Raw genomic sequence first — 26733 nt, 5'->3', positions numbered from 1 at the left:
CATCAACCGGATCATGCCACGGCCGCCTCTGACACGCCATGGGGCAACACCACCGCTGCGCGACTCGGGCCGGCTGTGCGGCTGCGAAGTCACGGCCGATGCTTTCGCAGCGCCGCACGAACGAGGAGCGCCGCCAGACCGGCGGCGCGGACCTGTGCATCGAGGACGAGGCGCGGGAGCACGACGCCGAGGAGGTCGGCGGGCTCGGGCGGTTCCAGGAGGCGCGGCGACGAGGCGACGAGGTCAACCACGAGGTGAAGCTCCGTCTCTGTCCTGATCGCCAGCCCGAGATCGGCGACCGGCAGGATCCCCTGCCCCCGGACCTCGACCCGGCCGGCGAGTTCGCCATGGGGGCGAGCGACGAGGCGCCCGTCCCGGACCGCGCAGATGACCCGATCGTCGGCCACGAAGGCGCCGTCCGCCCCGGCAGCCAGGAGAAGGGCGAGACTCGATTTCCCGGATCCGGACTCGCCGCGGATGAGGATGCCGCCGCCGCCGAGGGCGCAGCAGGCGCCGTGGAGCGTGGTTGTCACGCGTGGAGCTGGCGCGGTGCGGCCGGCAGACGGACGATGAAGCGCGCGCCGCGAACGGTCGGCTCGCCATCCTCGTCGGGGGCGCCGGGCCGGTTCTCGGCCCGGATCGTGCCGCGGTGGGCCTGCACGATCTGGCGCGAGATCGACAGGCCGAGCCCGGAATTCTGGCCGAAGCCCTGCTCCGGGCGGTCGGTGTAGAAGCGCTCGAAGATGCGCTCCAGGGCATGCTCGGGAATGCCCGGCCCCTCGTCCTCGCAGATCAGCTCGACCTCGCTCCGGACCCGGCGCAGCACGACGCGGACCTTCGCGTCGGTGGGCGAGAACGAGCGGGCGTTGTCGAGGAGATTGTTCACCACCTGACCGAGCCGGCTGTCGTGACCGACGATCGTGAACGGCGCGTCGTGGTCCGACGCATTGGCCTCGACATCGAGCTGGATCAGGCAGTCCTTGGGGCGGCGCCGCTCGTTGGCCACGGACACCACGGTGGTCAACAGCCGCCGGAGATCGACCCGCCGGGCCTCCGCCCGGGCGAGTTCGGCATCGAGGCGCGAGGCATCGGCGATGTCGCTGATCAGCCGGTCCAAGCGCTTCACGTCGTGCTGGATGATCGCCATCAGCCGGCCGCGCGAATCGTCGTTCCGGGCGAGCGGCAGCGTCTCGACGGCGCTGCGCAGGGAGGTCAGCGGGTTCTTCAACTCGTGGCTGACATCGGCGGCGAAGCTCTCGATGGCGTCGATGCGCCGGTAGAGCGCCTGGGTCATGTCGCGCAGCGCCCCCGACAGGTGGCCGATCTCGTCGGTCCGCTCGGTGAAATCGGGGATCTCCTCACGGGTCTTGATGCCCATCCGGACCTTCTCGGCGGCTTCCGCGAGGCGGCGCACCGGCCCCGCGATGGCGCCGGCGAGCAGGAACGACAGCACCACCATCACGGCCGAGGCCACGAGGAACACCTGCAGCAGGCCGAACCGCTCCGAGGCGATCACCCGGTCGATGGCGTCACCCTGGGTCGAGATCAGGAGCGCGCCGCGGACCGACCCGGCGCGGTGGATCGGTACCGCCACCGACACGGTGGTCTCGCCGATCTGGTTGCGGCGCACGAGGCTGCCGCGGTTGCCGCCGAGCGCCGCCTGCACTTCCCGGAGCGAGTGGCCGTTGACCGGCCCCGTCTCCTCCGCCGGCTCGGCCCGGCTGCCGAACAGGCCGCTCAGCTTCGTCTGAACCGTCTGGAAGGCCGATTCGAGCATCCCGGGCTTGTGCGGCCGGGGCTGCAGCGGATCCTGGCGGCCGGCGTCGCCGCGCTTGAACAGCGTCCGGGTGTCGAACAGGAGGCCGCCCTCCTGATCGTAGACCCGGGCCCGGTTGCCGGTGGGCGTCACCAGGCGCGAGAGCAAAGGCGCCACCTTCTCGGGATTGAGCGAGAAGGCGAGCGGCTGCGATTCCTCCTCCGCGGACTCCCCGGCCTGCTGCTGGAGCAGCCGGTCGGGATCGATGCGGATCGTGTCCGTGTCCACCGACGCGGAGGCGGCGATCGCGCCCGCGATGATCTCGCCCTGGATGGCGAGGCTCTGGATCCGCGCCTGGATCAGGCCCTGGCGGAACTGGTTGAGGTACAGGAACCCGACGAGCAGGGCGATCAGCCCGACGAGGTTGAGGACGACGATGCGGCGCGTCAGGCTCGACGAGGCGCGCTGGCCGATCGCGTCCCAGAGGGCGCGGGGCCAAGCGAGCGGGCGGGACAAGGCCTGGGCCAGGGACGCGCGCGGCTCGGCATCCTCGGTCTGGGCTGGTGTGCGCGTGGACATGCGGCGGATCTTGGGGATCACGCCTCCTTGAACCGGTAGCCGACGCCGTAGAGCGTCTCGATCATGTCGAAGCTCTGATCGGTCACCTTGAACTTCTTGCGCAGGCGCTTGATGTGGCTGTCGATGGTGCGATCGTCGACATAGACCTGATCGTCGTAGGCCGCGTCCATGAGGGCGTTGCGGCTCTTGACCACGCCCGGGCGCTGGGCGAGCGCCTGGAGGATCAGGAACTCGGTGACCGTCAGGGTCACCGCCTCGCCCTTCCACGTGCAGGTGTGGCGCTCCGGATCCATCATCAGCGCGCCGCGCTCGAGGGAGCGGGCCGCCACCTCGGCCTCGCTGCGGGGGGGCGAGCCGGGCGCCTCTTTGGCGAAGCGGCGGAGCACCGCCTTCACGCGCTCTACCAGGAGGCGCTGCGAGAACGGCTTATGGATGAAGTCGTCCGCGCCCATCTTGAGGCCGAACAATTCGTCGATCTCCTCGTCCTTCGAGGTCAGGAAGATCACGGGCAGGTCGGATTTCTGCCGCAGGCGCCGGAGCAGCTCCATGCCGTCCATGCGCGGCATCTTGATATCGAAGATCGCCAGATCCGGCGGAGAGTGGCGCAGGCCGTCGAGGGCGGAGGCGCCGTCCGTGTAGGTCTGGATGCGGTAGCCTTCGGTCTCAAGAGCGATCGACACGGAGGTGAGAATGTTCCGGTCGTCGTCGACGAGGGCGATGGTCGGCATGCGCGGTCCCTGACTGAACGGGTTCGGGCGCGGTCCCGGCTTACGCACAGGCCGCGCCGCGCCCGGCCCCCGTGGGGCAGACGAGTGCACGAACCGGGCGGTTTCGGCGCAGCCCGGCGCGCGCAAAGGGACAGGTGCTTTAGTACGGCCGATCGGAAAAAGCGAGCGGCGGTCATAGCTTGGCCGTAACGGCCGATCTGACGCGGGCCGGGCGCCTCGCGCGCCGACCGTCGCGGGGCTAACGTGGCGCAGGAATATGGCGGCCATTCGACAGGGGGAGGATGGGCTTATGGGCGAGACGACCGAGACCGCGCCGGGGCCGCGGGGACCGGCCCGGCCCCTGCCGGCGGATCAGGCGCCGTTCGACGCGATCGGCCTGGCGCGGACCCTGCTGCGCGGCATCCGCTCCGGCGCGCTCGCGACCCTCGACCCGGACGGCACCCCCTTCGCGTCGCTCGTCACGATCGCCACCGACGTGGACGGGACGCCGCTGATGCTGCTGTCGCGGCTCTCGGCCCATACCCGCAACCTGCTGGCCCGGCCGCGCTGCTCGCTGCTGTTTTCGCAGGGGGGCAAGGGCGATCCCCTGGCCCATCCCCGGCTCACCGTGGTCGGCCACGCCGTGCAGACCCCGGACGCCCGGGCTCGGGAGCGGTTCCTCGCCCGGCATCCCAAGGCCAAGCTCTATGCCGACTTCCCGGATTTCGGCTTCTTCGCCCTCGATGCAGAGGCCGGCCATCTCAACGGCGGCTTCGCCAAGGCCGCGACGCTGACGCGCGCGCAATTGCTCCTCGACCTCGCTGGCGCCGAAGAGATCGTGGCGGGGGAGCGCGGGGCCGTGGAGCACATGAACACCGACCACGCGGACGCGCTGGCGCTCTATGCCGCGGGTACCGGGGGCGAGGCAGGGGTGCCCTGGCGAGTCACCGGTCTCGATCCCGAGGGGATGGACCTGATGGCCGGCGACCGCACCGCCCGGGTCACCTATCCCGAGCGCGTCACCGACATGGGGACGTTGCGCAAGAGCCTCGTCGCCATGGCCGCGCGGGCGCGCGCGACCGGCGCGGACACGTGAGTGTGCAAGGACTTCACGATGGGGCATGGCGAAAAGTCGCTGGATGCCCCATATCGGCCCCATGAGCGACACCCAGACAGACACCTACCCCTTCAGCCTCGACGTGGAGCCCGTCGGCGACAGCGGCTCCCTGTACCAGTGGAGCATCCGCAAGCACGGCAAGCTGCACCAGCGCTCGGACCGGAAGCATCCGACCGAGGCCAAGGCGCGCTCCCACGGCGAGGCCGAGATCGAGCGCCTGATCCGCGACCGCGGCCGCTGAGCCGCCGGCCCGGATCTCGGCGACGGACTTGTCCTGCGGCGGGGGCCGGATCATTCCGGCCCCCGCCGTTCGTGCGCCGGTCCGATGACCGGTGACGGGATGACCCGTGGGACGTCCCTGCGCTTGGCGCGTCCCCGCCGCGCTGCTATCCCGCGCGTGAACCGATCCATCCGAACACGCCCCGACGTCAGACGGTGCGCGCCGTCGCGCGCCCGAACGGAATGCCGATGACAGCCCCGATCGAATTTATCCGCAACTTCTCGATCGTCGCGCATATCGACCACGGCAAATCGACGCTCGCGGACCGGCTGATCCAAGCCACCGGCACCGTGGCGCTGCGCGACATGAGCGAGCAGATGCTCGACTCGATGGATATCGAGAAGGAGCGCGGCATCACCATCAAGGCGCAGACCGTGCGCCTGGAATACAAGGCGCAGGACGGCCAGGACTACGTCCTGAACCTGATGGACACCCCCGGCCACGTGGACTTCGCCTACGAGGTCTCCCGGTCGCTCGCCGCCTGCGAGGGCTCGCTGCTGGTGGTCGACGCCTCGCAGGGCGTGGAGGCGCAGACGCTGGCCAACGTCTACCAGGCCCTCGACGCCAACCATGAGATCGTGCCCGTCCTCAACAAGGTCGACCTGCCGGCCGCCGAGCCCGAGCGGGTGAAGGAGCAGATCGAAGAGGTGATCGGCCTCGACGCCTCCGAGGCCGTGGCGATCTCGGCCAAGACCGGGCTCAACATCGAGGCGGTGCTGGAGGCGATCGTCACCCGCCTGCCGGCCCCCAAGGGCGAGCGCGACGCGCCGCTCAAGGCGCTCCTCGTGGACAGCTGGTACGACGCTTACCTCGGCGTCGTCGTGCTGGTGCGGATCGTCGACGGCGTGCTCAAGAAGGGCATGACCATCCGCATGATGGGCGCCGACGCGGTCCACGGCGTCGACCGGATCGGCGTGTTCCGGCCGAAGATGGCCGAGATCGACGCGCTCGGCCCCGGCGAGGTCGGCTTCTTCACCGGCTCGATCAAGGAGGTCGCCGACACCCGCGTCGGCGACACGATCACCGAGGACAAGCGTCAGACCACCGCGATGCTGCCGGGCTTCAAGGAGGTCCAGGCGGTGGTGTTCTGCGGCCTTTTCCCGGTGGACGCGGCCGAGTTCGAGAATCTGCGTTCGGCCATGGGCCGGCTCCGGCTGAACGACGCCTCGTTCTCCTACGAGATGGAGAGTTCGGCCGCGCTCGGCTTCGGCTTCCGCTGCGGCTTCCTGGGGCTCCTCCACCTGGAGATCATCCAGGAACGGCTGGAGCGCGAGTTCAACCTCGACCTGATCTCGACCGCGCCCTCGGTGGTCTATCGCCTGAAGATGCGCGACGGCACCGTCAAGGAGCTGCACAACCCGGCCGACATGCCGGATGTGATGAAGATCGAGCTGATCGAGGAGCCCTGGATCCGCGCCACGATCCTCACCCCCGACGAGTATCTCGGCGGCGTCTTGAAGCTCTGCCAGGACCGCCGCGGCGTCCAGATCGACCTCAACTACGTCGGTAAGCGCGCCATGGTGGTCTACGACCTGCCGCTGAACGAGGTCGTCTTCGATTTCTACGACCGGCTGAAATCGATCTCGAAGGGCTACGCCTCGTTCGACTACCACGTCTCCGACTACCGCGAGGGCGACCTCGTGAAGATGTCGCTGCTGGTGAACGCCGAGCCGGTGGACGCGCTCTCGATGCTGGTCCACCGCACCCGCGCCGAATCGCGCGGCCGGGCCATGTGCGAGAAGCTGAAGGACCTGATCCCCCGCCACCTGTTCCAGATCCCGGTCCAGGCGGCGATCGGCGGCAAGATCATCGCCCGCGAGACGATCAAGGCCCTGTCCAAGGACGTCACCGCCAAGTGCTACGGCGGCGACATCTCGCGCAAGCGCAAGCTGCTGGACAAGCAGAAGGAAGGCAAGAAGAAGATGCGCCAGTTCGGGCGCGTGGAGATCCCGCAGGAGGCGTTTATTGCGGCGCTGAAGATGGACGATTGAGCCGCGTCGCGGCTCACCCTCCCCCCTCTGCGGGGGAGGGTGGCCCCTGCGTCAGCAGGGGTCGGGAGAGGGGAACCCGGGTTCAGGACAAGGCGCGGCCTTCATGCAGCACAGCGCCTCATTCGGCACCGTCGCTCCCCTCTCCCGACCCCCTTCGGGGGCCACCCTCCCCCGCAGAGGGGGAGGGAGACGCGCGGGTCAGCCCGGCGGCAGCACGTCGACCTGGATGCCTGAGTAATACGCCGCCAAATTCGCAATTTCGGCGTCCGACAGCTCCCTCGCGACCACGTTCATGATCTCGTTCTGCCGCTTGCCGTCGCGGTAGTCGGTGAGCTGCTTCACCAGATAGGGCTCGACCTGCCCGGCGAGGTTCGGCGCCTCCGGCAGCTTCGAGAGCCCGTCCATCCCGTGGCAGGTCTGGCAGGCGGTCGCGCGCTTCTTGCCCGCGGCGGCATCGCCGGCCTGAGCCGCAAACGGGACAAGGGAGGCGATCAGGACAAGAAACGGACGGATCATCATCGGGCTCGGATTGCGCAACGGTACTCTCCTCCCCTGGCGATCCTGGGCCTGCCCGGGATCGCTCAAGCTTGCGTTGAGGAGTAGGAGGTGGGGGTGGAGCAGAAGGCACCACAGCGCCTCATCCGGAACCACCCCCACCCTCGATCCCTCCCCACAAGGGGGAGGGAAGAGCCCCACTTATTTCTCGTAGGAGATCCGGTAGATCGCCCCGGCGGAATCGTCGGAGACCAGCAGGGAGCCGTCGAGCATCACCGCCACGTCCACCGGGCGGCCGAGATACTCGCCGTCGCCCGTGAGCCAGCCTTCCGCGAACGGCTTGACCGCACCGAGCTTCCCGTCCGCTCCCATGGGGGCGAACATCACCCGGGCACCGACCGGCTCGGTGCGGTTCCAGGAGCCGTGCTCGGCGATGAAGATCCCGCCCTTGTACGAGGCCGGGAACTGCTTGCCGTTGTAGAAGGTCATGCCGAGATCGGCCGCGTGCGGCGGCAATTCGGCCACCGGGGCGACCGCGTCGGCCGGCGGGGTCTGGTCCTTGTACTCCACCGTGCGCACGGCGCCGCCGCCGAACCACGGGAAGCCGAAAGTCTCGCCCGCCTTGGTGGCGTGGTTCAATTCGCCCGGCGGCTTGTCGTCGCCCATGCCGTCGACCTGGTTGTCGGTGAACCAGAGCGACTTGTCGGCGGCGAAGTCCAACCCGACCGAATTCCGGATGCCCGTCGCAAAAACTTCGCGGTTCTTGCCATCGGCGTCGATCCGGATGATGCCCCCGATGCCCATCGTCTTGTACAGGTCGAGCTTCTCGGCCGGGGGCACGTTGTAGGGCTGCCCCAGCGCGATGTAGGTCTTGCCGTCGGGTCCGACCCGGCAGACCCGGGCGGTGTGGTTGAAGCTCTCCTCCGCGGCCGGGATCAGGGCGCCTTCCTTCACGAGGATGCCGGCCGCCACATCCGGGTTCTCATAGAAGAACTCGGCGGCCGGGAAGGCCAGGACCCGATTCTGCTCGACCACGGTGAGCACGCCGTCCTTCGAGAAGCAGACGCCGTTGGGGATCTTGAACGCGATGCCGGGCGCGAAGGGGCGCACCTCGTCGGCGACCCGGTCCTTGTCGCGGTCGGTGACCGTGTAGACCTTGTTCTTGCGCGTGCCGACGAACAGCACCCCGGCATTGGGACCGACCGCGATGGCGCGGGCGTCGGGCACCACCGCATAGAGGTCGATCTTGAAGCCCTCGGGCAGCTTGATCTTGGCCAGCGTCTTGCGGATCGCGTCGGCGCGCCGGCCGGTCTGCGGGATTTCCGCCGCGGCCTGGGTGTTGGTGCTGTGGAAGCCTTCGAGCTTCTCGAGATCGTCGGTCTTGGCCTTGGTCTCGGCGGGGGCGGCGCCCTGCGCCCAGGCGGGCACGGCGACGCCCGCCAAGAGCGCGGCGATGATCAATGAACGCATCGTTCGAAATCCTCCCGGCCGCCGCTGGACCTCGGCGTTACCGGGGGTGAACGATAGAGCCGTCGCCCGGACCGGCAAGCCGTGCCGATGACGCGGCCGTCGGCCTGTTGCCGCTCAGGCGACCTTGCGCGGCACGAGGCGCTCGCTGCCGAGGGCGGCCCGGGCGCCCGACACGCCGGCCTCCGTGTATTCGGCATCCTCGTTGACCCGCCAGACATCGTGCCGGCGCTGGCCCTGGAGGATGTTCTCCACGGTCAGCATCGCGGTCATCATCGCGTGGTCCTGATTGTTGTACTTGTGCATGCCGTTGCGGCCGACGAGGTGGAGGGTCGGAAAATCCCGCTCCAGCTCCCGCCGCACGGTGGCGACGTGGCCGGCATAATCCTCGTCATAGACCGGATAGGCCTTGGGCTGCCGGACCACGCAGGCATCGACCACGTCGGCCGGGTCGATCAGGCCGATCTGGCCGATCTCCCGCTTGGCCAGCGCCACGAGGTCCTCGTCCGAGGACGTCCAGAGCCCGTCGCCCTCGAAGCAGAAATATTCGAGGCCGAGGCAGGTATGATCCTCGTCCGGCACCATCTCGGGGGACCACGAGCGGAAGTTCTGCACCCGCCCGACCTGCACCGACGGATCGTGGATGTAGATCCAATTATCCGGGAAATTCTTTTGGGATTTGGCGATGAGCGCCACGGTCAGGAAGTCGCGGTATTTCAGCGCCCGCGCGTTGAAGGTGCTGAGCGGCCGCGGCCGGATCGAGTCGACCAGCTCGCGCACCGGGGCGGACGAGATCAGATGGCGGGCCGTGTAGGTCTCGCGGCTGCCGTCAGCGCTGCGGGCCGCCACCGTCCAGATGCCGGTGCCGGCATCGTAGCTGAGGGAATCCACCCCGCGGTCGAGGTGGACCCGGCCGCCCTGGGCCTGGACCTTGGCGGCGGCGGCCTCCCACATCATGCCGGGACCGCGGCGGGGATAGCGGAACGATTCGATCAGCGTCTTGATCACCGGGCCGCCGGCCTTCGGCGCCTTGCGCAGGCCGAGCGAGCGCTTGATTCCGTCGCGGATCGCCGCGCCGAGGTCGAGGCCCTTGATGCGCTGCGCAGCCCAATCGGCCGAGATCGCATCGCACGACATGCCCCAGACCTTCTCGGTGTAGGTCTTGAAGAAGATTGAGAACAGGCGCTCGCCGAACTGGTTGCGCACCCAGGCGTGGAAGTTCTTCGGGTCGCGCACCGGTTTCATGCGGGCATAGAGGTAGGAGGCGACGCAGGCCGCGCTGGTGAACACGCCGAGATTGCGCAGCGCCTCGAAGGCCTTGAGCGGATAGGCGTAGTACCGGCCGCGATAGTAGATCCGCGACAGGCGCGGGCGCTCGATGAAGTCGTTGGGCAGGATCTCGTCCCAGAGATCGACCACCGCTTTGGATTTCGAGAAGAATCGGTGGCCGCCGATGTCGAACAGGTAGCCGTTATGCGAGACCGTGCGCGAGATGCCGCCGACCTGCGCCGGATCCCGCTCCAGGACGGTGACGGACCGGCCCTGCTTCGACAGCAGGTAGGCGGCGGTGAGACCCGCGGGCCCCGCGCCGATCACCAGGGTCTCGGTGTGGTGGCTCATCCCCTGCTCCGGCGATTCGTGTTTGGCGTCGCACAGGCAGCGCCTGATTGCCGGCAGCATGAATCCTCGTGGTTAAGGAATCGCTGGCCTTTCCAGCGGGCGTGATTTTACGAAACCCATTTCAGCAGGGAGATCACCCCCATATTGGCGGCGTGCCGATGGGCGGATACGGCGCGGCGCGTGGCGATCTCCGACCGGTTCGCGGCATAATACCGATAGGTCGCGAGCAGCATCTCACGGTTGGTGAGAGTCAATGCCCAGCCCAGGGCGCCCTTGATCCGGCTGGTGTCGAAGATGAAATCCTCGGCGATCATCCGGTAATGATACGGCCCGAGCGGTCAGATCCGCAGGGGGTGTGCCGCCCGCATCGCGAGGAGCAGCGGCGCCTTCGGCAACCGGGTCGTGCGGGCGCCGGTGCCGGCCTGCGCGATCACAGGCTCGAACGTGTCGCGCATCGTGCCGACGTCGCCGGACCCGATCCCGAATGTGCCGGAGGCTCGGCGTCGCCAGGCCAGCACCATGGCCTCGCTCAGGTCGTCCACGGACACGAATTGGTAGCGGTTGCTGCCCTCGCCGACCAGCCAGATCCTCCGGCCTTCGGCGATGAACGCGAACAGGATCGCCAGCAAGCCGAGCCGCCCGGCCCCCATGATGGTCGGTGACCGGATGATCGTGGCGGCGAAGTCGCCGGCATGAGCCGCGAGGATCTTCTCGCCCTCCCATTTGCTGGTGCCTTAGAGTTCGCCCGGCGCCGGGGGATCGTCCTCCCGCACCGGCCGGTCGAAGCCATGACCCCAGAGGCACAGGACGCGGGCCGTGGGTCAGTCCGGCGTGCGATCGGAGGTCAGACGGCCGCCTCGAGCCGAGCGGGGGCGGCGGCCGGGACCGTCTCCCAGCCGGGTCTCGAGAGACGCGCGGCCTGGGCGAACAGCGCGCCGGGCACGATCAGGCAGAGGAGCGGTATCTCGAAGATGAAGAAGATGCGCGCCAGCGGGACCAGCAACCAGACCGCCACCGCCAGGCGCGATGGCCTTGGGTCACCCGCGAGCACGACCAGGGTCAGGGCCGGCGCCACGACAGCCAGGTCGTAATGCGAGGCGTAGGGTTGCATCACCAGAACGGCCAGCAGCACCACGAGGAGCCGGGCCGGACTGCGCATATCGCCGCGCAGGGCCCGTATGGCGGCGGCGAGCGCCAGGACGCTGATGCATCCCTGGATCGTCCAGGCGATGCCCGCGGGCAGTCCCCAGAATCGGGCTACGAAATAGGGTGTGACCGAGGTCTCGATCATCGGTGCGTTGAACGCGGTGATGAAGGAGCTCTGCAGCGGCATCGTCACGGTGACGAACCGTTCCCAGACCGCGACGCCGAACACGGCGACCGAGACGCCCACCAGCGCGGCCGTGGCGAACCCGGCCGCGACCAGACAGCGCCAGAAACCGCCACACAGCAGGATCAGCCCGAGTGCCGCCGCGAATTGCGGCTTCACGGTGAGGCAGGCGAAACACAGGCCGGCGAGCCACGGGCGACGACCGCTCTCCTGCAGCACGACGGTCGCCCCGAGGGCGATCAGGCCGCCGAAATGGCCGTAGAGCATCATCGTGATCGCGGGCGGCGACAGGCAGGCGGCCAGGACAAGGGTTCCATCGACGGCCTCGGCTGATCGGCGCGTCGCCCAGGCCAGGGCAGCGACGTTCACCGCGGTCCAGACGACGACGGCCGGCAGGAACGGCAGGCTGGCGAGCGGGACCAAAAACAGCAGCACGTGCGGCGGATAGACGAACAGAAGATGCGGATCGTAGCTCAGGCCGAAAGCCGCCTTGACCGCGTCACCGTAGGCCGGGAGATCGATCAGCGTGCCGGCCTGCCCCGCCATGACCAGCCGGGGCGCGAGCCAGAAATTGACGTAGTCGTGTCCGAGTGGCGCGCCGATCATCCAGGCGTACAAATCCCACGGCCTCAACGAGAGCCACGTCCCGAGCGCGATCACGAAACCCGTCGCGATGATCGGGATCTGCCTGCGACCCAGGATCTGTTTCGGCATGCCCGGAGGGTCCCAGTTCCGTATGCGGCGCGGCGAACTCGAACGGCACGATTCGAACCTAAGTGTGCGGCGCTGACGATCGGTTAACCGCCGCGCAACAGAAGTACGCCGATCATGCCCGGCGCCTCGACCGGGCGACAGGCGTGGCCGCGCCCGGTTCCGGGTCGAGGGGCCCGCCGCTCGTCTGGGTGTCCGCCATGCCCGCTTCGGCGGATCCGATCCCCGCCCGCGCCGCACGGCTCGATCCGCGCCCGTTCCTGTGGCTGCTCGTCGCCCTGTCGCTGGCGACCATGAACGCGCCGCAGGACATCTGGGACACGATCCGGCACCTGCGCGTGCCCGATACCGACGACGCCATGCGGCTCGTCGCGGTGCGCGATCTGCTCGCGGGCCAGGGCTGGTACGACAACGTCCAATACCGCTTCCTCCCGCCCGGAGGCGTATCGAGCCACTGGTCGCGCCTCGTGGATGCCCCGATCGCCGGGCTGATCCTGGCCCTGACGCCCCTCGCCGGCCGGACCCTGGCGGAGGGCTTGGCCGCCGCATTGTGGCCGGCGCTGCTGTTCGCGCTCTATTGCGGCGTGCTCCATCGCGGCACCCGGGCGCGTTTCGGCGGCCGCGCTGCTGTGCTGGCCGTCATCGCGGCGACCCAGACTCTCGGGGTCGGCATCCAATTCGCCGCCGGGCGGGTCGACCACCACAACGTCCAGATCATCGCGATCCTCGGACTCGCCTTCTGCATGATCCACGGCGGATTCCGGAGCGGTCTCGTCGGCGGCGGTCTTGCGGCCCTGTCGCTGGCGGTGGGGCTGGAAGGTCTGCCGTCCATCGCCCCGGCGGCCCTGTTCCTCGTGGGGGATTGGTGCCTGCGCGGCCGTCCGGCGCTTCGGGTCCTGGCCGGGTTCGGCCTCGGGCTCGGGATCGCCGCGCCAGTCTTGTTCGCCGTGCAGACGGATCCCGGGCTCTGGGGGGCTCCGCGCTGCGATGCGCTCTCGCTACCCTGGCTGTGGATCGCCCTCGGCGGCCTGCTCTTCGCCGTCTCCGCGGCCGCAGCTGGCGACCGTCTCGGGTCGATGCGGGCGCGCGCCGCCCTGGCGGCGGCCGGCGGCGCGATCCTGCTCGACGGCTTCGCCCTCGCCTTCCCGACCTGCCTGGGCGGGCCCTTCCCGGACATGCCGCCCCTCGTCCGGACCCGCTGGCTACTGACGGTGAACGAGATGGCCTCGCTCCCGAAGTTCATCGCCCAGGGTCAGTGGGAGGCCCTGGTCTTCTATCCGGTGGTGCTGCTCGCGGCGTTCGCTGCGACCTGGATGGCGTGGCGCGGGCCGCAGCGGCGTGCCTGGTCGGTGGCGGCACTATTCCTCTGGCCGGGCCTGATCCTCGGCCTGTTCGAGTTCCGGGGGCTCTACATCGCCTCCGGCTTCGTGCCGCTGGTCGCGGGGGCCGTCCTCGACCGCGCGCTCGCGCAGGATGCTGGAGCCCGGGCCGGTCTACCCCGCTGGGGTCTCGCGCTCCTCGGCGGCTGCCTCATAAGCTCGCTCTGGATGGCGCCCGCGCTCCTGGCCGAGGCGCTGGCCCCGGCCGCGCGGACGGCCCCCGATCCCGCCGGCGCGGTCGCCTGCCGGAGCGAGGCCGCCCTGGCACCCCTCGGCGCCCTCCCGCCCGGCACCGTCCTGGCGCCGATCGTCATGGGACCGGCGATCCTGCTGCACACGCCGCACCGGATCGTAGCCGCGCCGTATCATCGGGCGATCCCGGGGCTGATTGCGGCGATCGAGGGTCTGGGTGGCACGCAGGCGGATCTGGAGCACGTGCTGACGACGTTCGCGATCCGCTACGTGGTTGCCTGCCCGGCCCGCCCGGCCGAGGACCTCCAGGCGGAGCCCGCCTTCGCCACGCGGCTCACCGACGGCGCTGCGCGATCCGATCGGCTGGAGCCTCTCGACCTGCCCGGTACGCTCAAGGTCTGGCGGGTGAAGCCGGAGCCGCTCAGAGCAGGCGTCGGTCGAGCCGGATGATCCGACAGGGATCGCCGGCCCGGGCGGCGGCTTCGTGCGGCGCGCGGATCAGCAGCGCCTCGGCGTGGCCCAGCACCGCCAGCATCGAGGAATCCTGGCGCTGCTCCGGAGTCGCCACCGGAAGCCGGCCCGGCGTGACGGCGAGGCGCGCGCGCATGTAGTCGGCCCGTCCATCGTTGGCCGGGAGGTCGCGGCCGAGCGTCGCCGCCTCGCTGCGGTCTTCGCCGGCCCGGGGATCGCCCTGCAACGCGCGGATCGCCGGCACCACGAACAGCAGCCCGCAGACGATCGACGAGACCGGATTTCCCGGCAGCCCGATCACCAGCATGTCGCCGAGGCGGCCGTGCATCAGCGGCTTGCCGGGCCGGAGCGCCACCCGCCAGAAGCCGAGTTCCAGCCCCTCCCGGGCCAGCGCAGCCTGGACGAGGTCGTGGTCGCCGACCGACGCGCCTCCGAGGGTCACCAGCAGGTCGGCCCGGGCTTCGCGGGCGCGGCGGAAGGCGTCCGCGAGGGCCGCATGGTCGTCCGCCGCGATGCCGAGATCGATGATCTCCGCCCCCGCCTCGGTGGCGAGCGCGCCGAGGGCGAGGCTGTTCGAGGCGACGATCTGATCCCAGGCGGGATTCTCCCCGGGGGCCACCAGCTCGTCCCCGGTGGCCAGGATCGCCACCCGGGGCCTGCGCCGGACCGGCAGGCGCGGGTGGCCGGCCGCCGCCGCCAGGGCGAGGCGCCGCGCGTCGAGGGTCAGGCCTTGGGTGAGCAGCGTCTCCCCGGCCGTGAAATCGAGCCCGGCGCGGCGGATGAACCGGTTCGGCTCGACCGGTTCGACCACCCGCACGGTCTCGCCCTCGGCCTGTGCGTCCTCCTGGATCAGGATCGCGTCCGCGCCATCGGGCACCGGCGCCCCGGTGAAGATCCGCACCGCCTCGCCGGGGCCGATGCGTCCCGAGAAGCCGTGGCCGGCCGCGCTGGTGCCGATGAGCCGCAGGGTTGCCCCCGGCGATGCAGCGTCGGTGCCGCGCACCGCGTAGCCGTCCATGGCGGAGGCCGGGAATGGCGGCTGCGTCCGGGTGGCGACGATGTCGGCGGCCAGCGTCCGCCCGGCGGCCTGGGCCAGGGGCACGGTTTCGGCCTCGACGGGGCCGGTAACGCTCGCCAGGACCCGCGCCAGCGCCTCGGCGACCGGAATCAGGCCGCTCATGCCAGAGGCGCCCGGTAGGCGCCGGAGCGGCCGCCATCCTTGGCAACGAGCCGGATGCCCTCGATCCGCATGCCGCGATCCACCGCCTTCACCATGTCGTAGACCGTCAGACAGGCCACTGAGACGGCGGTCAGCGCCTCCATCTCGACCCCGGTCGGGCCCTGGACCCGCACCTCGGCGGCGATCCGCAGGCCGGGCAGCGCGTCGTCGGGCTCACATATGACCCGGATCTTGGACAGAAGCAGCGGGTGGCAGAGCGGGATCAACTCGTGGGTGCGCTTGGCCGCCATGATGCCGGCCAGCCGCGCGGTTCCGATCACGTCGCCCTTCTTGGCGTCGCCCTCTCGGATCAGCGCCAGGGTCTCGGGCCGCATCACGATGCAGCCCTCCGCCCGGGCGGTCCGGTCGGTGGCGGGCTTGTCGGTGACGTCGACCATGTTGGCCGCACCGCTGGTGTCGAGATGGGTGAGCGTCGTGCCGGGCTCCATCGCTCAGCCCTTGATCCGGGCCTTGGGGTCCTCACCGTCGCCGAAGAGCAGCGCGCGAGTCGCTGCGGTCACGTCCGCCTGTCGCATCAGGCTCTCGCCGACCAGGACCACGCCGAGACCGTTCTCCCGGAGACGCATCACGTCGGCGTGGTCGCCGATGCCGCTCTCGGCGACCGCGATCCGATCTTCGGGGATACCGGGCTTGAGGTGGATCGCGGTCTCGAACGAGACTTCGAAGGTCTTCAGGTTGCGGTTGTTGATGCCGATCAGCGCCGTGCCCAGGGGAATCGCCCGGGCGAGCTCGGCCTCGTCGTGGACCTCGACGAGGACGTCCATCCCGAGCAGGTGCGCCGTCTCGACCAGGGCGATGGCCTCGTCGTCGTCGAGGCAGGCCATGATCGCCAGGATGCAGTCGGCGCCCCAGGCCCGGGCCTCGTAGACCTGGTAGGGCTCGAACAGGAAGTCCTTGCGCAGCACCGGCAGCCGGCAGGCCTTGCGCGCCGCGGTCAGATAGTCCGGCCGCCCCTGGAACGAGGGTTCGTCGGTGAGGACCGACAGGCAGGTGGCGCCGCCGGCCTCGTAGGCGGCGGCGAGGGTCTTGGGGTCGAAATCGGCCCGGATCAGGCCCTTCGAGGGCGAGGCCTTCTTCACCTCTGCGATGAGCGCCGGGCGCCCCTCGGCGAGATGGGCGCGGATCGCCGCCGCGAAGCCGCGCACCGGATCGGCCTGCGCGACCTTGCGCTCGAGCTTGGCGAGCGGCACGCGCAGCTTCGCCTCGGCAATCTCCCGGCGCTTGTAGGCCTCGATTCGGGCGAGCACGTTGGGCCGCTCGGAGGGCGTCTCAGCGACCGTATCGCGATTCGCCTCTTGCGTCAGCGAGCTCATCGGCCCTCCTGCCCGGTGGCGTGGTCGTTCGAGGCCTGGACGAGGCGGGCGAGGGTCGCCCGGGCCGCCCCGGAATCGACCGCATGGTGCGCCCGCGCGAGCCCGTCCGCCAGAGTCGGGGCGGCCCCCGCGACGACGAGTGCCGCCCCGGCGTTGAGAACCGCGATGTCCCGGTAGGCGTTGCGCGCGCCCGCCAGCACCGCCTCCAGCGCCCGGGCATTGTCGGCGGGATCGCCCCCGCGCAGTTCTTCGGGCGCCCGCAACGCCAGGCCGAGGTCGCGCGGGTCGATGGTGAAGCGAGAGATCCGGCCGTCATCGAGGGCGACGACGCGGGTCGGGCCGGTGACGGTGATCTCGTCGAGTCCGTCGGAGCCGTGGACGGTCCAGACCCTGCGGCTTCCGAGTTCCGCGAGCACCCGGGTCAGCGGCTCGGCGAGCGCCTCCTGGGCGACGCCGAACAGCTGGCAGGCGACGCCCGCCGGATTGCACAGCGGGCCCAGCAGGTTGAAGATCGTCCGCACCGGCAGTTCCGAGCGGATCGCCGCCACGTGGCGCATCGCCGGGTGATGGGCCTGCGCGAACAGGAAGCACAGGTTGGCCTCGGCCAGGCAGCGCGCTTGCCCCGCCGCGTCGAGGCCGAGCCGCACGCCGAGGGCGGCCAGCACGTCGGCGGCGCCGGAGCGGGAGGTGGCGGCGCGGTTGCCGTGCTTGGCCACCGGCACGCCGCAGGCGGCCACCAGGATGGCGGCGAGCGTCGAGACATTGACGCTGCCGGACTGATCGCCGCCGGTGCCGACCACGTCGACGGCGCCCTCCGGAGCCGCCACCCGGGTCATGCGCGCGCGCATGGCCTCGGCGGCGCCGACGATTTCCTCGACGGTCTCCCCGCGCACCTTGAGGGCGGTCAGGAAGGCACCGGCCTGGACCGGGGTCACCGCGCCCGACAGCAGGTCGTCGAAGGCCGCGCGCGCCTCGGCCCGGTCGAGGGCGTGGCCCCCGGCGACCTTGGCGAGATGGGGTCTGAAACTGTCCATAGATTCTGTCGGAGGGCCGCCCCGGCCTCCGGCCGTCAATGCACGCCGGCGCGGGTCCTGTCACGCGCCGCGTTCCAGGCGGCGGCGAGATCGAGGAAGTTCTTCACGATCTCCGTGCCGTGCTGCGACCGGATGCTCTCCGGGTGGAACTGGACGCCGTGGAGCGGGCGCTCGGCATGCTCGAGCCCCATGATCAGCCCGTCCGCCTCGGCGGTGACCTTGAGCGCCGCCGGGCAGCTCGCGCGGTCGACCACCAGGGAATGGTAGCGCGTCGCCTCGAAGCTATCGTTCAGGCCGCGGAACAGGCCGCTGGCGCCGTGCCGGATGGTCGAGACCTTGCCGTGCAGCGGCAGCGGCGCGCGCACCACATCGCCCCCGAAGGCCTGCCCGATGGCCTGGAGGCCGAGGCAGACGCCGAAGATCGGGATTTCGTCGGACAGCTCGCGCACCACGTCGAGGCAAATGCCGGCCTCGTTCGGCGTGCAGGGGCCCGGCGAGAGCACGATCGCGTCGGGGGCCCGGCTGCGGATGTCCGCGATGCTGGTCGCGTCGTTGCGGGCGACCTCGATCGTACCGCAGAGCGGGCCGATCAGGTGGACGAGATTCCAGGTGAAGGAATCGTAATTGTCGATGACGAGGACATTGGGCATCGCGGCGGCACGCTCGGGCATGCAGGCGATGTGACCGCTCGGGGCGGAGCGGTCAACCGCGTAGGCAGCGCGGCGCGCGCAGGCGGCGGGATCGGCTCACTGCCCCCGCTTGGCCTGAGCCGCGAACCGCACCGCCTCCTCGGCGGCCCGGAACAGCGCCTTGGCCTTGTTGACGCATTCCTGCTGCTCGGACGCCGGATCGGAATCGTACACGATCCCCGCGCCGGCCTGGACGTGCATCCGCCCGTCCTTCACCACGGCCGTGCGCAGCACGATGCAGGTGTCCATCTCGCCGCGCGCGCCGAAATAGCCGACGCAGCCGGCATAGGGGCCGCGCTTGTCGTGCTCCAATTCGTCGATGATCTCCATGGCCCGCACCTTGGGCGCCCCGGAGACCGTTCCGGCCGGGAAGCCCGCCGCCAGGGCGTCGAGGGGATCGTGCCGCGGATCGAGGTCGCCCTCGACGTTCGATACGATGTGCATCACGTGGCTGTAGCGCTCGATGAAGAACGAGTCCGTCACCCGCACGCTGCCGATCCGCGAGACCCGGCCGGCATCGTTGCGACCGAGATCGAGCAGCATCAGGTGCTCGGCACGCTCCTTCGGATCGGCCAGCAGTTCCTCGGCGAGCGCGGCGTCCTCGGCCGGGGTCGCGCCCCGGCGGCGGGTGCCGGCGATGGGCCGCACGGTGATGGTGCCGTCGCGGACGCGCACCAGGATCTCCGGCGAGGAGCAGACGATCTGGAAGGATTCGAAGTCGAGATAGCAGAGGAACGGGGCCGGGTTCGTGCGCCGGAGCGACCGGTACAGGCTGAAGGCCGGCAGGGTGAACGGCGCCGAGAAGCGCTGCGACAGCACCACCTGGAACACGTCGCCGGCGACGATGTAGTCCTTGGCTCGTGCCACCATGGCGGCGAAGGCCTCCGGCGCCGTGTTCGAGACCGGCTCCGGATGGGCGACCGCCGCGAGGTCGACCCGGGCCTCGATCGGCAGCGGTCCCTCCAGGGCCTCCGCCACCCGGTCGAGGCGCTGGAGCGCGGCCTCGTAGGCCGCCCGGGCCGGGATGCCCGCCGCCGGCCGCACCGGGGACACCACGGTCAGCAGGTCGCGCACCGCGTCGAACACCACCATCACCCGCGGGCGGACCAGGATCGCGTCCGGAACGCCGAGGGGATCGGGGTTGGGCTCCGGCAGCCGCTCCATGGCGCGGACCATGTCGTAGCCGAGATAGCCGAACAGGCCGGCGGCCATCGGCGGCAGGTCCTGGCCATCCACGTCGCCGATGGCGCTCTCGGCGATCAGGGCGCGCAGGCTGGCCAGCGGCGCCCGGTCGTCCGGCGCGAAGGCGTCGAGATCGGGGCCGCGCGCGATCGCCGGCACGCCGTCGCGGCAGCGCCAGATCAGGTCCGGATCGAGCCCGATCATCGAGTAGCGGCCGCGCACGGCGCCGCCCTCGACCGATTCGAGCAGGAAGGCCGGGCCCGCATGGCGGTCGCGCAGCTTCAGGAACGCCGCCACCGGCGTCTCGAGATCTGCCACCAGGGTCAGCGCGACGAGGCTCGGCTGCCCAGCCGCGTAGCGCTCCGCGAAGGCCGCGTCGTCAGGCGCCTCGGCCATATGTCAGTACTCGCCGCCCAGCGCGCGGCGCAGAGCCGCTGCATCGATCTTGACGCCGGCGTTCTTCTGGACCTCGGCGATGTACTGCGACAGCACGTCGTCGGCGAGGGCCGCCTGGAAGTTCTGGGTGATGGTCCGGTCGCTCGGGCTGTCGGCCACGAAGGCCGGCATGGTCGCCGCCGTAATTTTGAACACCGCACGGGAATCGGCCGCCGCCGCGGTGCCGGCCTTGCCCACCGCCGTCGCGAAGATCAGGTTGACGTCGTCGGCGGTCAGCATGTCCTTGGCCTGGTTGCGCGCGAGATCCTGCGCCTCCTGCGGATTGACGCCGGCCTCCTGGGCGACCGCCTCGAGGGTCGCGCCCGTGTTCAGCTTCTCGACCAGTTCGCGTCCCTTGGCCTGGAGGCGCTTGGCGGTCTCGCCGGCCTTCCAGCCCGCGGTCACGCCGTCCTTGACCTGATCCAACGGCTTGTCGTGCGCGGGGTCGATGCCGGTGACGTCGTACCAGACGTAGCCGCCGGCCTTGGTGCGCAGGGGCTCGTTGTCGCCGCCGATCTCGGCGCGGAACAGGGCGGGCAGGGTCGTGTCCGGATCGGGGATGTCGCCGACCTTCCGGCCCTCCGGATCCTTGCCGTTGGTATCCACGGCCTTGACCGTCACGATCTTCAGGCCGCGCTCGGCGGCGATGTCGGTCAGCGGCTTGGCGGCGGCGCGCTGGTCCTCGATGGCGTCGCGGGTGGTCTCGATCGCGTCGCGGGCGCGGGCCAGGGCCAATCCCTTCCGGATCTCACCCTCGACCGCCTCGAAGGGCTTCACCGTGCCGGGCTCGATCTTGGTCACGCGCAGCAGCACGGTCCCGAACCGGCCCTGGACCGGCTGGCTCACGCCGCCTTCGGGCAACGCGAAGGCCGCGTCCCCCACGGACTTGTCGAACAGCTCGGCCTTGGTGAGCGTGCCGAGCGTCAGATCCTTGTCGTCGGTGCCGCGCTCGGCCGCTACCGCCTCGAAGGTCTTGGAGCCGTCTTCGATCGCCTTGCGCGCGCTTTCCGCGGCGGCGTTGTCCGGGAAGACGATCTGCTGGATCGTGCGCTTCTCGGGGGCGCCGTAACGGTCCTTGTTCAGCGCGTAGGCGGCGCGCGCGTCCGCGTCGCTGATCGCGTCGGGCTTGGCCATCGTGTCCGGATCGACCACGAGCAGGTTCGCCGTCCGGAATTCCGGCGCACGGAAGCCCGATTTGTTGGCCTCGTACCAGCCCTTCAGCTCGTCCTCGGTCGGGTCCGGGATCTGGCCGGCCGTGGAGGGGGTCAGCATCAGATAAGCGGCGGACCGGCGCTCAGTGGTGTAGCGATGGACCGCCTCGCGCATAGCCGCCGGCACGTGCAGGTCGGACGAGACCGCCTCTGCCAACTGGAGCCGCGCGATCACCGCGCGCTGCTCGTGCACGAACATCCCCTCGTTCAGGCCCGCCCGCTGCAACGTCTGATAGAAGAGCTGCGGCTCGAACTGGCCCTGCTGGTTCTGGAAGCTCTTCTCGTCGTGGATCGCCCGGATCACCGAGGCGTCCGGCACCGCGAGGCCGAGATCGTGCGTCTTCTGGTCGAGGGCGGCTTCGGTGATCAGCTGTGACATCACCTGCCGGTCGAGGCCGAGCATCCGTGCCTGATCGGGGGTCAGCGCGCGCTTCAGCTGCACCTGATAGCGCTGCATCTGGTTCTGATAGGCCTGGCGCACCTGCTCGGCGGTGATCGGCGTGCTGCCGACCGTGGCCACGTTGTTGCTGGAGCCGCCCCGGAAGAACTCCTCGACGCCGAAGATCCCGACGCCCGCGATGAGCAGCGTGAAGATGATCGTCAAGACGATCTTGCCGAGCCAGTGCTGGCTGGCGTTGCGGATGCCCTGGAGCATGGTCTGTGATCGGATACCTTCGGCGGCCGACCCGTCGCCGGGCCGGCACCATCCCTGAGAGCCGACCGCGATAGACCATTCGCGTCCACAGGCAAAGGCTCGGCGGCGCAGCCGCGTTTGCACGCTCAAGCTCGCTCTGGTAGGCCGCGGCAACTTGCGGAAGGTGGGGCGGAGCGGAGCCAGGGATGACGCAGTCGGGGCGCAGGCCGCTGGTCGCCGGCAATTGGAAGATGAACGGCACGCGGGACTCGCTCAAGGTCGTCCAGGCGATCCGCGACGGCCTCTCGCCGGAGCTGGCCGCCCGCATCGACGTGCTGATCTGCCCGCCCGCGACCCTGATCAGTGCCTGCGTCGCCGAGGCCGCCGGCTCGCCCATCGCCATCGGAGGCCAGAATCTCCACGCCCGGCCGAGCGGGGCCTTCACCGGATCGATCTCGGCCGAGATGCTCGCCGATCTCGGCGCCCGCTACGTGATCGTGGGCCATTCCGAGCGGCGGGCCTATCACCATGAGACCGACGACGGGGTCCACGCCAAGGCGCTCGGCGCCCGGCGCGCCGGCCTGTGCGGGATCATCTGCGTGGGCGAGACCATCGAGGAGCGCGAGCAGGGCCGGGCCCTCGACATCGTCCGCGCCCAGCTCGCCATCGGCCTGCCCAAGGGTGCCCGGGCGGCCGACACGGTGATCGCCTACGAGCCGGTCTGGGCGATCGGCTCGGGCCGGACCCCGACCCCGCGCGACATCGCCGAGGTCCACGCGTCCCTCCGGGAGATGCTCGACAAGCTCGTGGGTGACGAGGCGCAGAAGATCCGCATCCTCTACGGTGGGTCCGTGAAGCCGGGCAATGCCCGCGAACTCCTGTCCGTGGAGAATGTCGACGGAGCCTTGGTCGGCGGGGCCAGCCTCGTGGCCGAGGACTTCCTCGGGATCTGCGCCGCCTACGCCTGAGCCTGCGGACATTGCAGGCCAAGCTTCTCGGAGCTGTCACACGATCCTGCTTAAGAATCGCGGTGTTCAACCACCGCGATTCGAATCATGCCGGACCATCAAAACCTGACCGATGCCACGCTGATGGATACGATCCGTCGCGAGATCCTCGACAGCTACGCCGAGGAAATCGAACTTGGATTTGAAGAGGATCGTCTGGACAGTCTCGAAGGCGGGACCGAAGGCGGCCTCGACCGCCGGTTCTACTTTCGTGAGCTGCTGCGCCTCCAGCACGAACTGGTCCGGCTCCAGGACTGGGTGCAGCACAACAAGCTGCGCGTGGTCGTCCTGTTCGAGGGGCGCGATTCGGCCGGCAAGGGTGGTGTGATCAAGCGGATCACCCAGCGCCTGAACCCCCGGGTCTGCCGGGTGGCGGCGCTGCCCGCGCCGAACGAGCGCGAGCGCACGCAGTGGTATTTCCAGCGCTACATCGCCCATCTGCCCGCCGGCGGCGAGATCGTGCTGTTCGACCGGTCCTGGTACAACCGTGCCGGCGTCGAGCGCGTCATGGGCTTCTGCACCGAGGCGGATGTGGAGGAATTCTTTCGCTCTGTGCCGGAATTCGAACGGATGCTCGTGCGCTCGGGCATCGTGCTGCTGAAATACTGGTTCTCGATCACCGACGAGGAGCAGGCCCTGCGCTTCCACATGCGCATCGCAGACCCGCTCAAGCAGTGGAAGCTCTCGCCGATGGACGTGGAATCCCGGCGGCGCTGGGAGGATTACACCCGCGCCAAGGAGGACATGCTGGCGCGCACGCACATCCCCGAGGCGCCCTGGTGGGTGGTCGAGGCGGTGGACAAGAAGCGGGCGCGGCTGAACTGCATCAGCCATCTGCTCGATCAGATACCCTATGGCACGGTCGAGCATCCGCCGGTCGAACTGCCGGCGCGGGTCCGCAACGCGGATTACATCCGGGCGCCGATCGCGGCGGAGATGCACGTCCCGTCCCGGTACTGAGCGGCTGCCCGGCCTGGAAAAAATCCGGGGCGGGAGCGGTCGGTCAGATCTTGTAGGCCTGGCGCGCCAGGAGGCGCCAGCGGCCGGCGTCGCGGTGCCAGACCTGCATCACGCCGATATGGACCGGGGCGCTCTTGCCGTCGGTGACAGCCTCGCCGCTGAACACGTGCCGGGCGATGGCGTCGTCGCCCACCACCGAGACCGACCGGTCCGACAGGGTGATGCTCGGGAAGGTCGCGCGCTTGCTGGCGAGCGGCGCGATGAAGGCGGCCTTGTCCTGCACGAGGCCGCTGGAATGGCCGTAGCTCAGCCCGTCGAGGGTGAGCGCATCGAGGGCGGCGCCGTCCCCGGATAGCAGGGCTTTGGTGAGGGCATCGACCGCCTCCTCCACGGCGGAGCCGTCCGGGCTCGCGGCCGTCCCCGGACGCGCCCGCACCAGGATGGGTGTGGCGAGGGCAGCGGTCAGCGCAAAGCGGCGTGAGATCGGCATGGCGTCCTTCCCGGGCGGGACAGCGGCTTGAATCGGGCCGTCCTTCGCTCTGAGACAGACCACAGCCGGGCCGTCGGCGCGAGGGCTGCGGGAAACAGGCCTGGCCGGATCATAAAGTTGGCGCGGGACCACGAGTGGTGTATGGCCGGCGCAGATTTGCGGCCGTTGCCGGATGCACCGGCCGCCCCGCGCCAGCGCCCGTCCCCCGGGCCCCAAGCGCGAACCTGAAGACGTTTTCGGAATACCGATGCAGACCGTCCTGATCGTCGTCCACCTCATCATCGTCCTCGCGCTGATCGGCGTGGTGCTGCTGCAGCGCTCCGAGGGCGGCCTCGGTCTCGGCGGCGGTGGCGGCGGTGGCGTCGCGGGTTTCATGACCGGCCGCGGCCAGGCCAACGCCCTGACGCGGGCCACCGCGATCCTGGCAGCACTATTCTTCGCCACCAGCCTGCTCCTCGCGGTCCTGTCGCACCGGTCGCGGGCGCCGAAGTCGATCCTCGACACCGGCGCGCCGCAGAGTTCGGGCCAGCCCGCCAAGCAGCCGACCGGCGCCGACAACCTCCTCGACTCCCTTCGCCAGCAGCAGGACCGGGTCCCGAACACCGCACCGGCCCAGCCGGCGGTTCCGGACGCGCCGCAATCGCGCTGACCGCGCGAGGCGACGCGACTCACCCCTCCCACGCTTGATCGGTGCGACGCCGGTCCGGCCCATGCGCTGCGTGATCCCCAGTCCATACACGGGCCGGGGCATTCGCCGTTTGGCAAACGCCGACAGCTTCTTTATGGACCGAGGCCCATGACGCGGTACGTTTTCATCACCGGCGGCGTGGTCTCCTCCCTCGGCAAGGGACTCGCCTCGGCGGCCCTGGCAGCGGTGCTCCAGGCCCGCGGCTACCGGGTTCGGATGCGCAAGCTCGACCCCTACCTCAATGTCGATCCGGGCACGATGAGCCCGACCCAGCACGGCGAGGTCTTCGTCACCGACGACGGCGCCGAGACCGACCTCGACCTCGGCCACTATGAGCGCTTCACCGGCGTGCCGGCGAGCCGGGCCGACAACATCACCACGGGCCGGATCTATCAGGACATCATCGCCAAGGAGCGGCGGGGCGACTATCTGGGCGCCACCATCCAGGTGATCCCGCATGTCACCAACGCGATCAAGGACTTCGTTCTGGAGGGCAACGACGCCTTCGACTTCGTGCTCGTCGAGATCGGCGGCACGGTGGGCGATATCGAGGGCCTGCCGTTCTTCGAGGCGATCCGCCAGCTCGGACAGGAGCTGCCCCGGGGCACCTGCGCCTATGTCCACCTGACGCTCCTGCCGTTCATCCCGTCCGCGGGCGAGCTGAAGACCAAGCCGACGCAGCATTCCGTGAAGGAACTGCGCTCCATCGGCATCCAGCCGGACATCCTGCTCTGCCGCTGCGACAGGCCGATCCCCGTCGAGGAGCGGCGCAAGCTCGCCCTGTTCTGCAACGTCCGCGAGAGCGCGGTGATCGAGGCCCTCGACGTCGCGTCGATCTACGAGGTGCCGCTCTCCTACCGGACCGCCGGCCTCGACCGGGAGGTGCTCGGCCATTTCGGCCTGGATCACGGCGAGGAGCCGGATCTCGGCCGCTGGCGGACCATCGCCGAGCGCGTCCGCAACCCCGAGGGCGAGGTCTCCATCGCGATCGTGGGCAAGTACACGGGCCTGAAGGACGCCTACAAGTCGCTGACCGAGGCGCTGATCCATGGCGGCATCAGCCACCGTGTGAAGGTCAACCTCGAATGGATCGAGGCCGAGGTGTTCGAGCGCGAGGATCCCGCGCCGTTCCTGGAGGGGTTGAACGGCATCCTGGTCCCGGGCGGGTTCGGCCAGCGTGGGGCCGAGGGCAAGATCCGCGCGGCCCGCTACGCCCGCGAGAAGCGCGTCCCCTATCTGGGGATCTGCTTCGGCATGCAGATGGCGGTGATCGAGGCGGCCCGGTCGCTTGCCGGGCTCCCGGAGGCCAACTCGACCGAGTTCGGCGACACGGCCGAGCCGGTGGTCGGCCTGCTGACCGAGTGGCTGCGCGGCAACGAGCTGGAGCGCCGCGCCGCGGTCGGGGACCTCGGCGGCACCATGCGGCTCGGCGCCTACGAGGCGAAGCTCGACCCGGATTCGAAGATCGCCGGCATCTATGGGTCCGAGCACATCTCCGAGCGCCACCGCCACCGCTACGAGGTCAACATGGCCTATCGGGCGCGGCTGGAGGCCAAGGGCCTGCGGTTCTCGGGCGTCTCCCCGGACGGGCTCCTGCCCGAGACGGTGGAGCATGTCGGGCACCCGTGGTTCATCGGTGTCCAGTTCCACCCGGAGCTGAAGTCCCGCCCGTTCGAGCCGCATCCGCTGTTCAAGGGCTTCGTCGGCGCGGCGATCGAGCAGAGCCGCCTGGTGTGAGCCGCGGCGGCGCGCCGC

The 26733-nt window shown here is 70.0% G+C and carries 24 protein-coding genes and 1 pseudogene; 8 read left to right on the top strand and 17 right to left on the bottom strand.

From position 1 onward, the window contains the following. Positions 1-89: 89 nt before the first annotated feature. The 3 genes from AC3IF3_RS17695 to AC3IF3_RS17685 are packed head-to-tail and all read right to left on the bottom strand — an operon-like array spanning position 90 to position 3063. Positions 90-533, bottom strand: coding sequence for an HPr kinase/phosphorylase (locus AC3IF3_RS17695; RefSeq protein ID WP_489229705.1), 444 nt, complete (start codon positions 531-533; stop codon positions 90-92). Further along, the gene (locus AC3IF3_RS17690) at positions 530-2335 is read right to left on the bottom strand and encodes a stimulus-sensing domain-containing protein (protein ID WP_489229704.1); all 1806 of its coding nucleotides are present in this window, start codon (positions 2333-2335) and stop codon (positions 530-532) included. The genes AC3IF3_RS17695 and AC3IF3_RS17690 overlap by 4 nt, the downstream gene beginning before the upstream one ends. A gap of 17 nt (positions 2336-2352) precedes the next feature. Further along, complete coding sequence (locus AC3IF3_RS17685) at positions 2353-3063, bottom strand: response regulator transcription factor (RefSeq protein ID WP_243973797.1); 711 nt, start codon at positions 3061-3063, stop codon at positions 2353-2355. A 289-nt stretch (positions 3064-3352) separates the two neighbouring features. Between AC3IF3_RS17685 and AC3IF3_RS17680 the strand changes: the two genes are divergently transcribed. The 3 genes from AC3IF3_RS17680 to lepA all read left to right on the top strand — a co-directional run bounded on the left by AC3IF3_RS17680 (position 3353) and on the right by lepA (position 6430). Continuing rightward, positions 3353-4138, top strand: a complete 786-nt coding sequence (locus AC3IF3_RS17680; RefSeq protein WP_489229703.1) for a HugZ family pyridoxamine 5'-phosphate oxidase — start codon at positions 3353-3355, stop codon at positions 4136-4138. Positions 4139-4163: 25 nt separating this feature from the next. Further along, on the top strand, positions 4164-4400 hold the full coding sequence (locus AC3IF3_RS17675) for a hypothetical protein (protein ID WP_409564917.1): 237 nt from the start codon (positions 4164-4166) through the stop codon (positions 4398-4400). A 227-nt stretch (positions 4401-4627) separates the two neighbouring features. Then, positions 4628-6430 carry a translation elongation factor 4 gene (lepA, locus tag AC3IF3_RS17670; RefSeq protein WP_243973799.1) on the top strand — a complete coding sequence of 601 codons (1803 nt, stop codon included), beginning with the start codon at positions 4628-4630 and terminating at the stop codon, positions 6428-6430. A 198-nt stretch (positions 6431-6628) separates the two neighbouring features. Here lepA and AC3IF3_RS17665 read toward each other — a convergent pair whose 3' ends face one another. From AC3IF3_RS17665 to AC3IF3_RS17640, 6 genes and pseudogenes are all read right to left on the bottom strand, one after another. After that, positions 6629-6946, bottom strand: a complete 318-nt coding sequence (locus tag AC3IF3_RS17665) for a c-type cytochrome (protein WP_489231328.1) — start codon at positions 6944-6946, stop codon at positions 6629-6631. A gap of 180 nt (positions 6947-7126) precedes the next feature. After that, positions 7127-8395 (bottom strand): PQQ-dependent sugar dehydrogenase, encoded by a 1269-nt coding sequence (locus AC3IF3_RS17660; protein WP_243973801.1) that lies wholly within the window; start codon positions 8393-8395, stop codon positions 7127-7129. A gap of 114 nt (positions 8396-8509) precedes the next feature. After that, entirely contained in the window at positions 8510-10012 is a 1503-nt protein-coding gene (locus tag AC3IF3_RS17655; protein ID WP_489229702.1) for an NAD(P)/FAD-dependent oxidoreductase, read from the bottom strand. Between the two features lie 107 nt (positions 10013-10119). Beyond that, positions 10120-10326 (bottom strand): hypothetical protein, encoded by a 207-nt coding sequence (locus AC3IF3_RS17650; RefSeq protein WP_489229701.1) that lies wholly within the window; start codon positions 10324-10326, stop codon positions 10120-10122. 24 nt (positions 10327-10350) lie between these two features. After that, positions 10351-10731: pseudogene (locus AC3IF3_RS17645) on the bottom strand (NAD-dependent epimerase/dehydratase family protein); the annotation flags it as partial. Between the two features lie 125 nt (positions 10732-10856). Continuing rightward, entirely contained in the window at positions 10857-12056 is a 1200-nt protein-coding gene (locus AC3IF3_RS17640; RefSeq protein ID WP_489229700.1) for a glycosyltransferase family 87 protein, read from the bottom strand. A gap of 197 nt (positions 12057-12253) precedes the next feature. On the opposite strand from AC3IF3_RS17640, the gene AC3IF3_RS17635 reads away from it, so the two are divergent. Further along, positions 12254-14074 carry a hypothetical protein gene (locus AC3IF3_RS17635; RefSeq protein ID WP_489229699.1) on the top strand — a complete coding sequence of 607 codons (1821 nt, stop codon included), beginning with the start codon at positions 12254-12256 and terminating at the stop codon, positions 14072-14074. Here the strand turns inward: AC3IF3_RS17635 and AC3IF3_RS17630 are convergent. The 7 genes from AC3IF3_RS17630 to AC3IF3_RS17600 all read right to left on the bottom strand — a co-directional run bounded on the left by AC3IF3_RS17630 (position 14046) and on the right by AC3IF3_RS17600 (position 21854). Continuing rightward, on the bottom strand, positions 14046-15275 hold the full coding sequence (locus AC3IF3_RS17630; RefSeq protein ID WP_489229698.1) for a molybdopterin molybdotransferase MoeA: 1230 nt from the start codon (positions 15273-15275) through the stop codon (positions 14046-14048). The two genes, AC3IF3_RS17635 and AC3IF3_RS17630, sit on opposite strands and share 29 nt — an antisense overlap. Further along, positions 15272-15763, bottom strand: coding sequence for a cyclic pyranopterin monophosphate synthase MoaC (gene moaC / locus AC3IF3_RS17625; RefSeq protein ID WP_489229697.1), 492 nt, complete (start codon positions 15761-15763; stop codon positions 15272-15274). The genes AC3IF3_RS17630 and moaC overlap by 4 nt, the downstream gene beginning before the upstream one ends. A gap of 3 nt (positions 15764-15766) precedes the next feature. Continuing rightward, on the bottom strand, positions 15767-16648 hold the full coding sequence (trpC, locus tag AC3IF3_RS17620; protein ID WP_489229696.1) for an indole-3-glycerol phosphate synthase TrpC: 882 nt from the start codon (positions 16646-16648) through the stop codon (positions 15767-15769). Then, a complete protein-coding gene (gene trpD / locus AC3IF3_RS17615) occupies positions 16645-17682 on the bottom strand; it encodes an anthranilate phosphoribosyltransferase (RefSeq protein ID WP_489229695.1) in 1038 nt (345 codons plus the stop codon). Before trpD ends, trpC begins: the two co-directional genes overlap by 4 nt. Before the next feature lie 35 nt (positions 17683-17717). Continuing rightward, on the bottom strand, positions 17718-18332 hold the full coding sequence (locus tag AC3IF3_RS17610) for an anthranilate synthase component II (RefSeq protein ID WP_489231327.1): 615 nt from the start codon (positions 18330-18332) through the stop codon (positions 17718-17720). Between the two features lie 96 nt (positions 18333-18428). Continuing rightward, positions 18429-19949, bottom strand: coding sequence for an anthranilate synthase component I (gene trpE / locus AC3IF3_RS17605; RefSeq protein ID WP_489229694.1), 1521 nt, complete (start codon positions 19947-19949; stop codon positions 18429-18431). Between the two features lie 3 nt (positions 19950-19952). Continuing rightward, a complete protein-coding gene (locus AC3IF3_RS17600; protein WP_489229693.1) occupies positions 19953-21854 on the bottom strand; it encodes a SurA N-terminal domain-containing protein in 1902 nt (633 codons plus the stop codon). A gap of 185 nt (positions 21855-22039) precedes the next feature. Between AC3IF3_RS17600 and tpiA the strand changes: the two genes are divergently transcribed. Together tpiA and ppk2 are read left to right on the top strand one after the other, a co-directional pair. Beyond that, on the top strand, positions 22040-22801 hold the full coding sequence (gene tpiA / locus AC3IF3_RS17595; protein WP_243973812.1) for a triose-phosphate isomerase: 762 nt from the start codon (positions 22040-22042) through the stop codon (positions 22799-22801). An 87-nt stretch (positions 22802-22888) separates the two neighbouring features. Continuing rightward, entirely contained in the window at positions 22889-23800 is a 912-nt protein-coding gene (gene ppk2, locus AC3IF3_RS17590) for a polyphosphate kinase 2 (protein WP_489229692.1), read from the top strand. A gap of 43 nt (positions 23801-23843) precedes the next feature. Here the strand turns inward: ppk2 and AC3IF3_RS17585 are convergent, their stop codons facing one another. Then, positions 23844-24290: a nuclear transport factor 2 family protein gene (locus AC3IF3_RS17585; protein ID WP_489229691.1), complete on the bottom strand. Its 447-nt coding sequence runs from the start codon at positions 24288-24290 to the stop codon at positions 23844-23846. A gap of 247 nt (positions 24291-24537) precedes the next feature. Between AC3IF3_RS17585 and secG the strand changes: the two genes are divergently transcribed. Continuing rightward, positions 24538-24939 carry a preprotein translocase subunit SecG gene (gene secG / locus AC3IF3_RS17580; RefSeq protein WP_243973815.1) on the top strand — a complete coding sequence of 134 codons (402 nt, stop codon included), beginning with the start codon at positions 24538-24540 and terminating at the stop codon, positions 24937-24939. 147 nt (positions 24940-25086) lie between these two features. Then, a complete protein-coding gene (gene pyrG / locus AC3IF3_RS17575; protein ID WP_243973816.1) occupies positions 25087-26715 on the top strand; it encodes a CTP synthase in 1629 nt (542 codons plus the stop codon). Positions 26716-26733 lie beyond the last annotated feature (18 nt).

It is taken from the genome of Methylobacterium sp. J-118, assembly GCF_057836565.1.
This window is presented reverse-complemented; position numbering and strand designations above follow the sequence as displayed.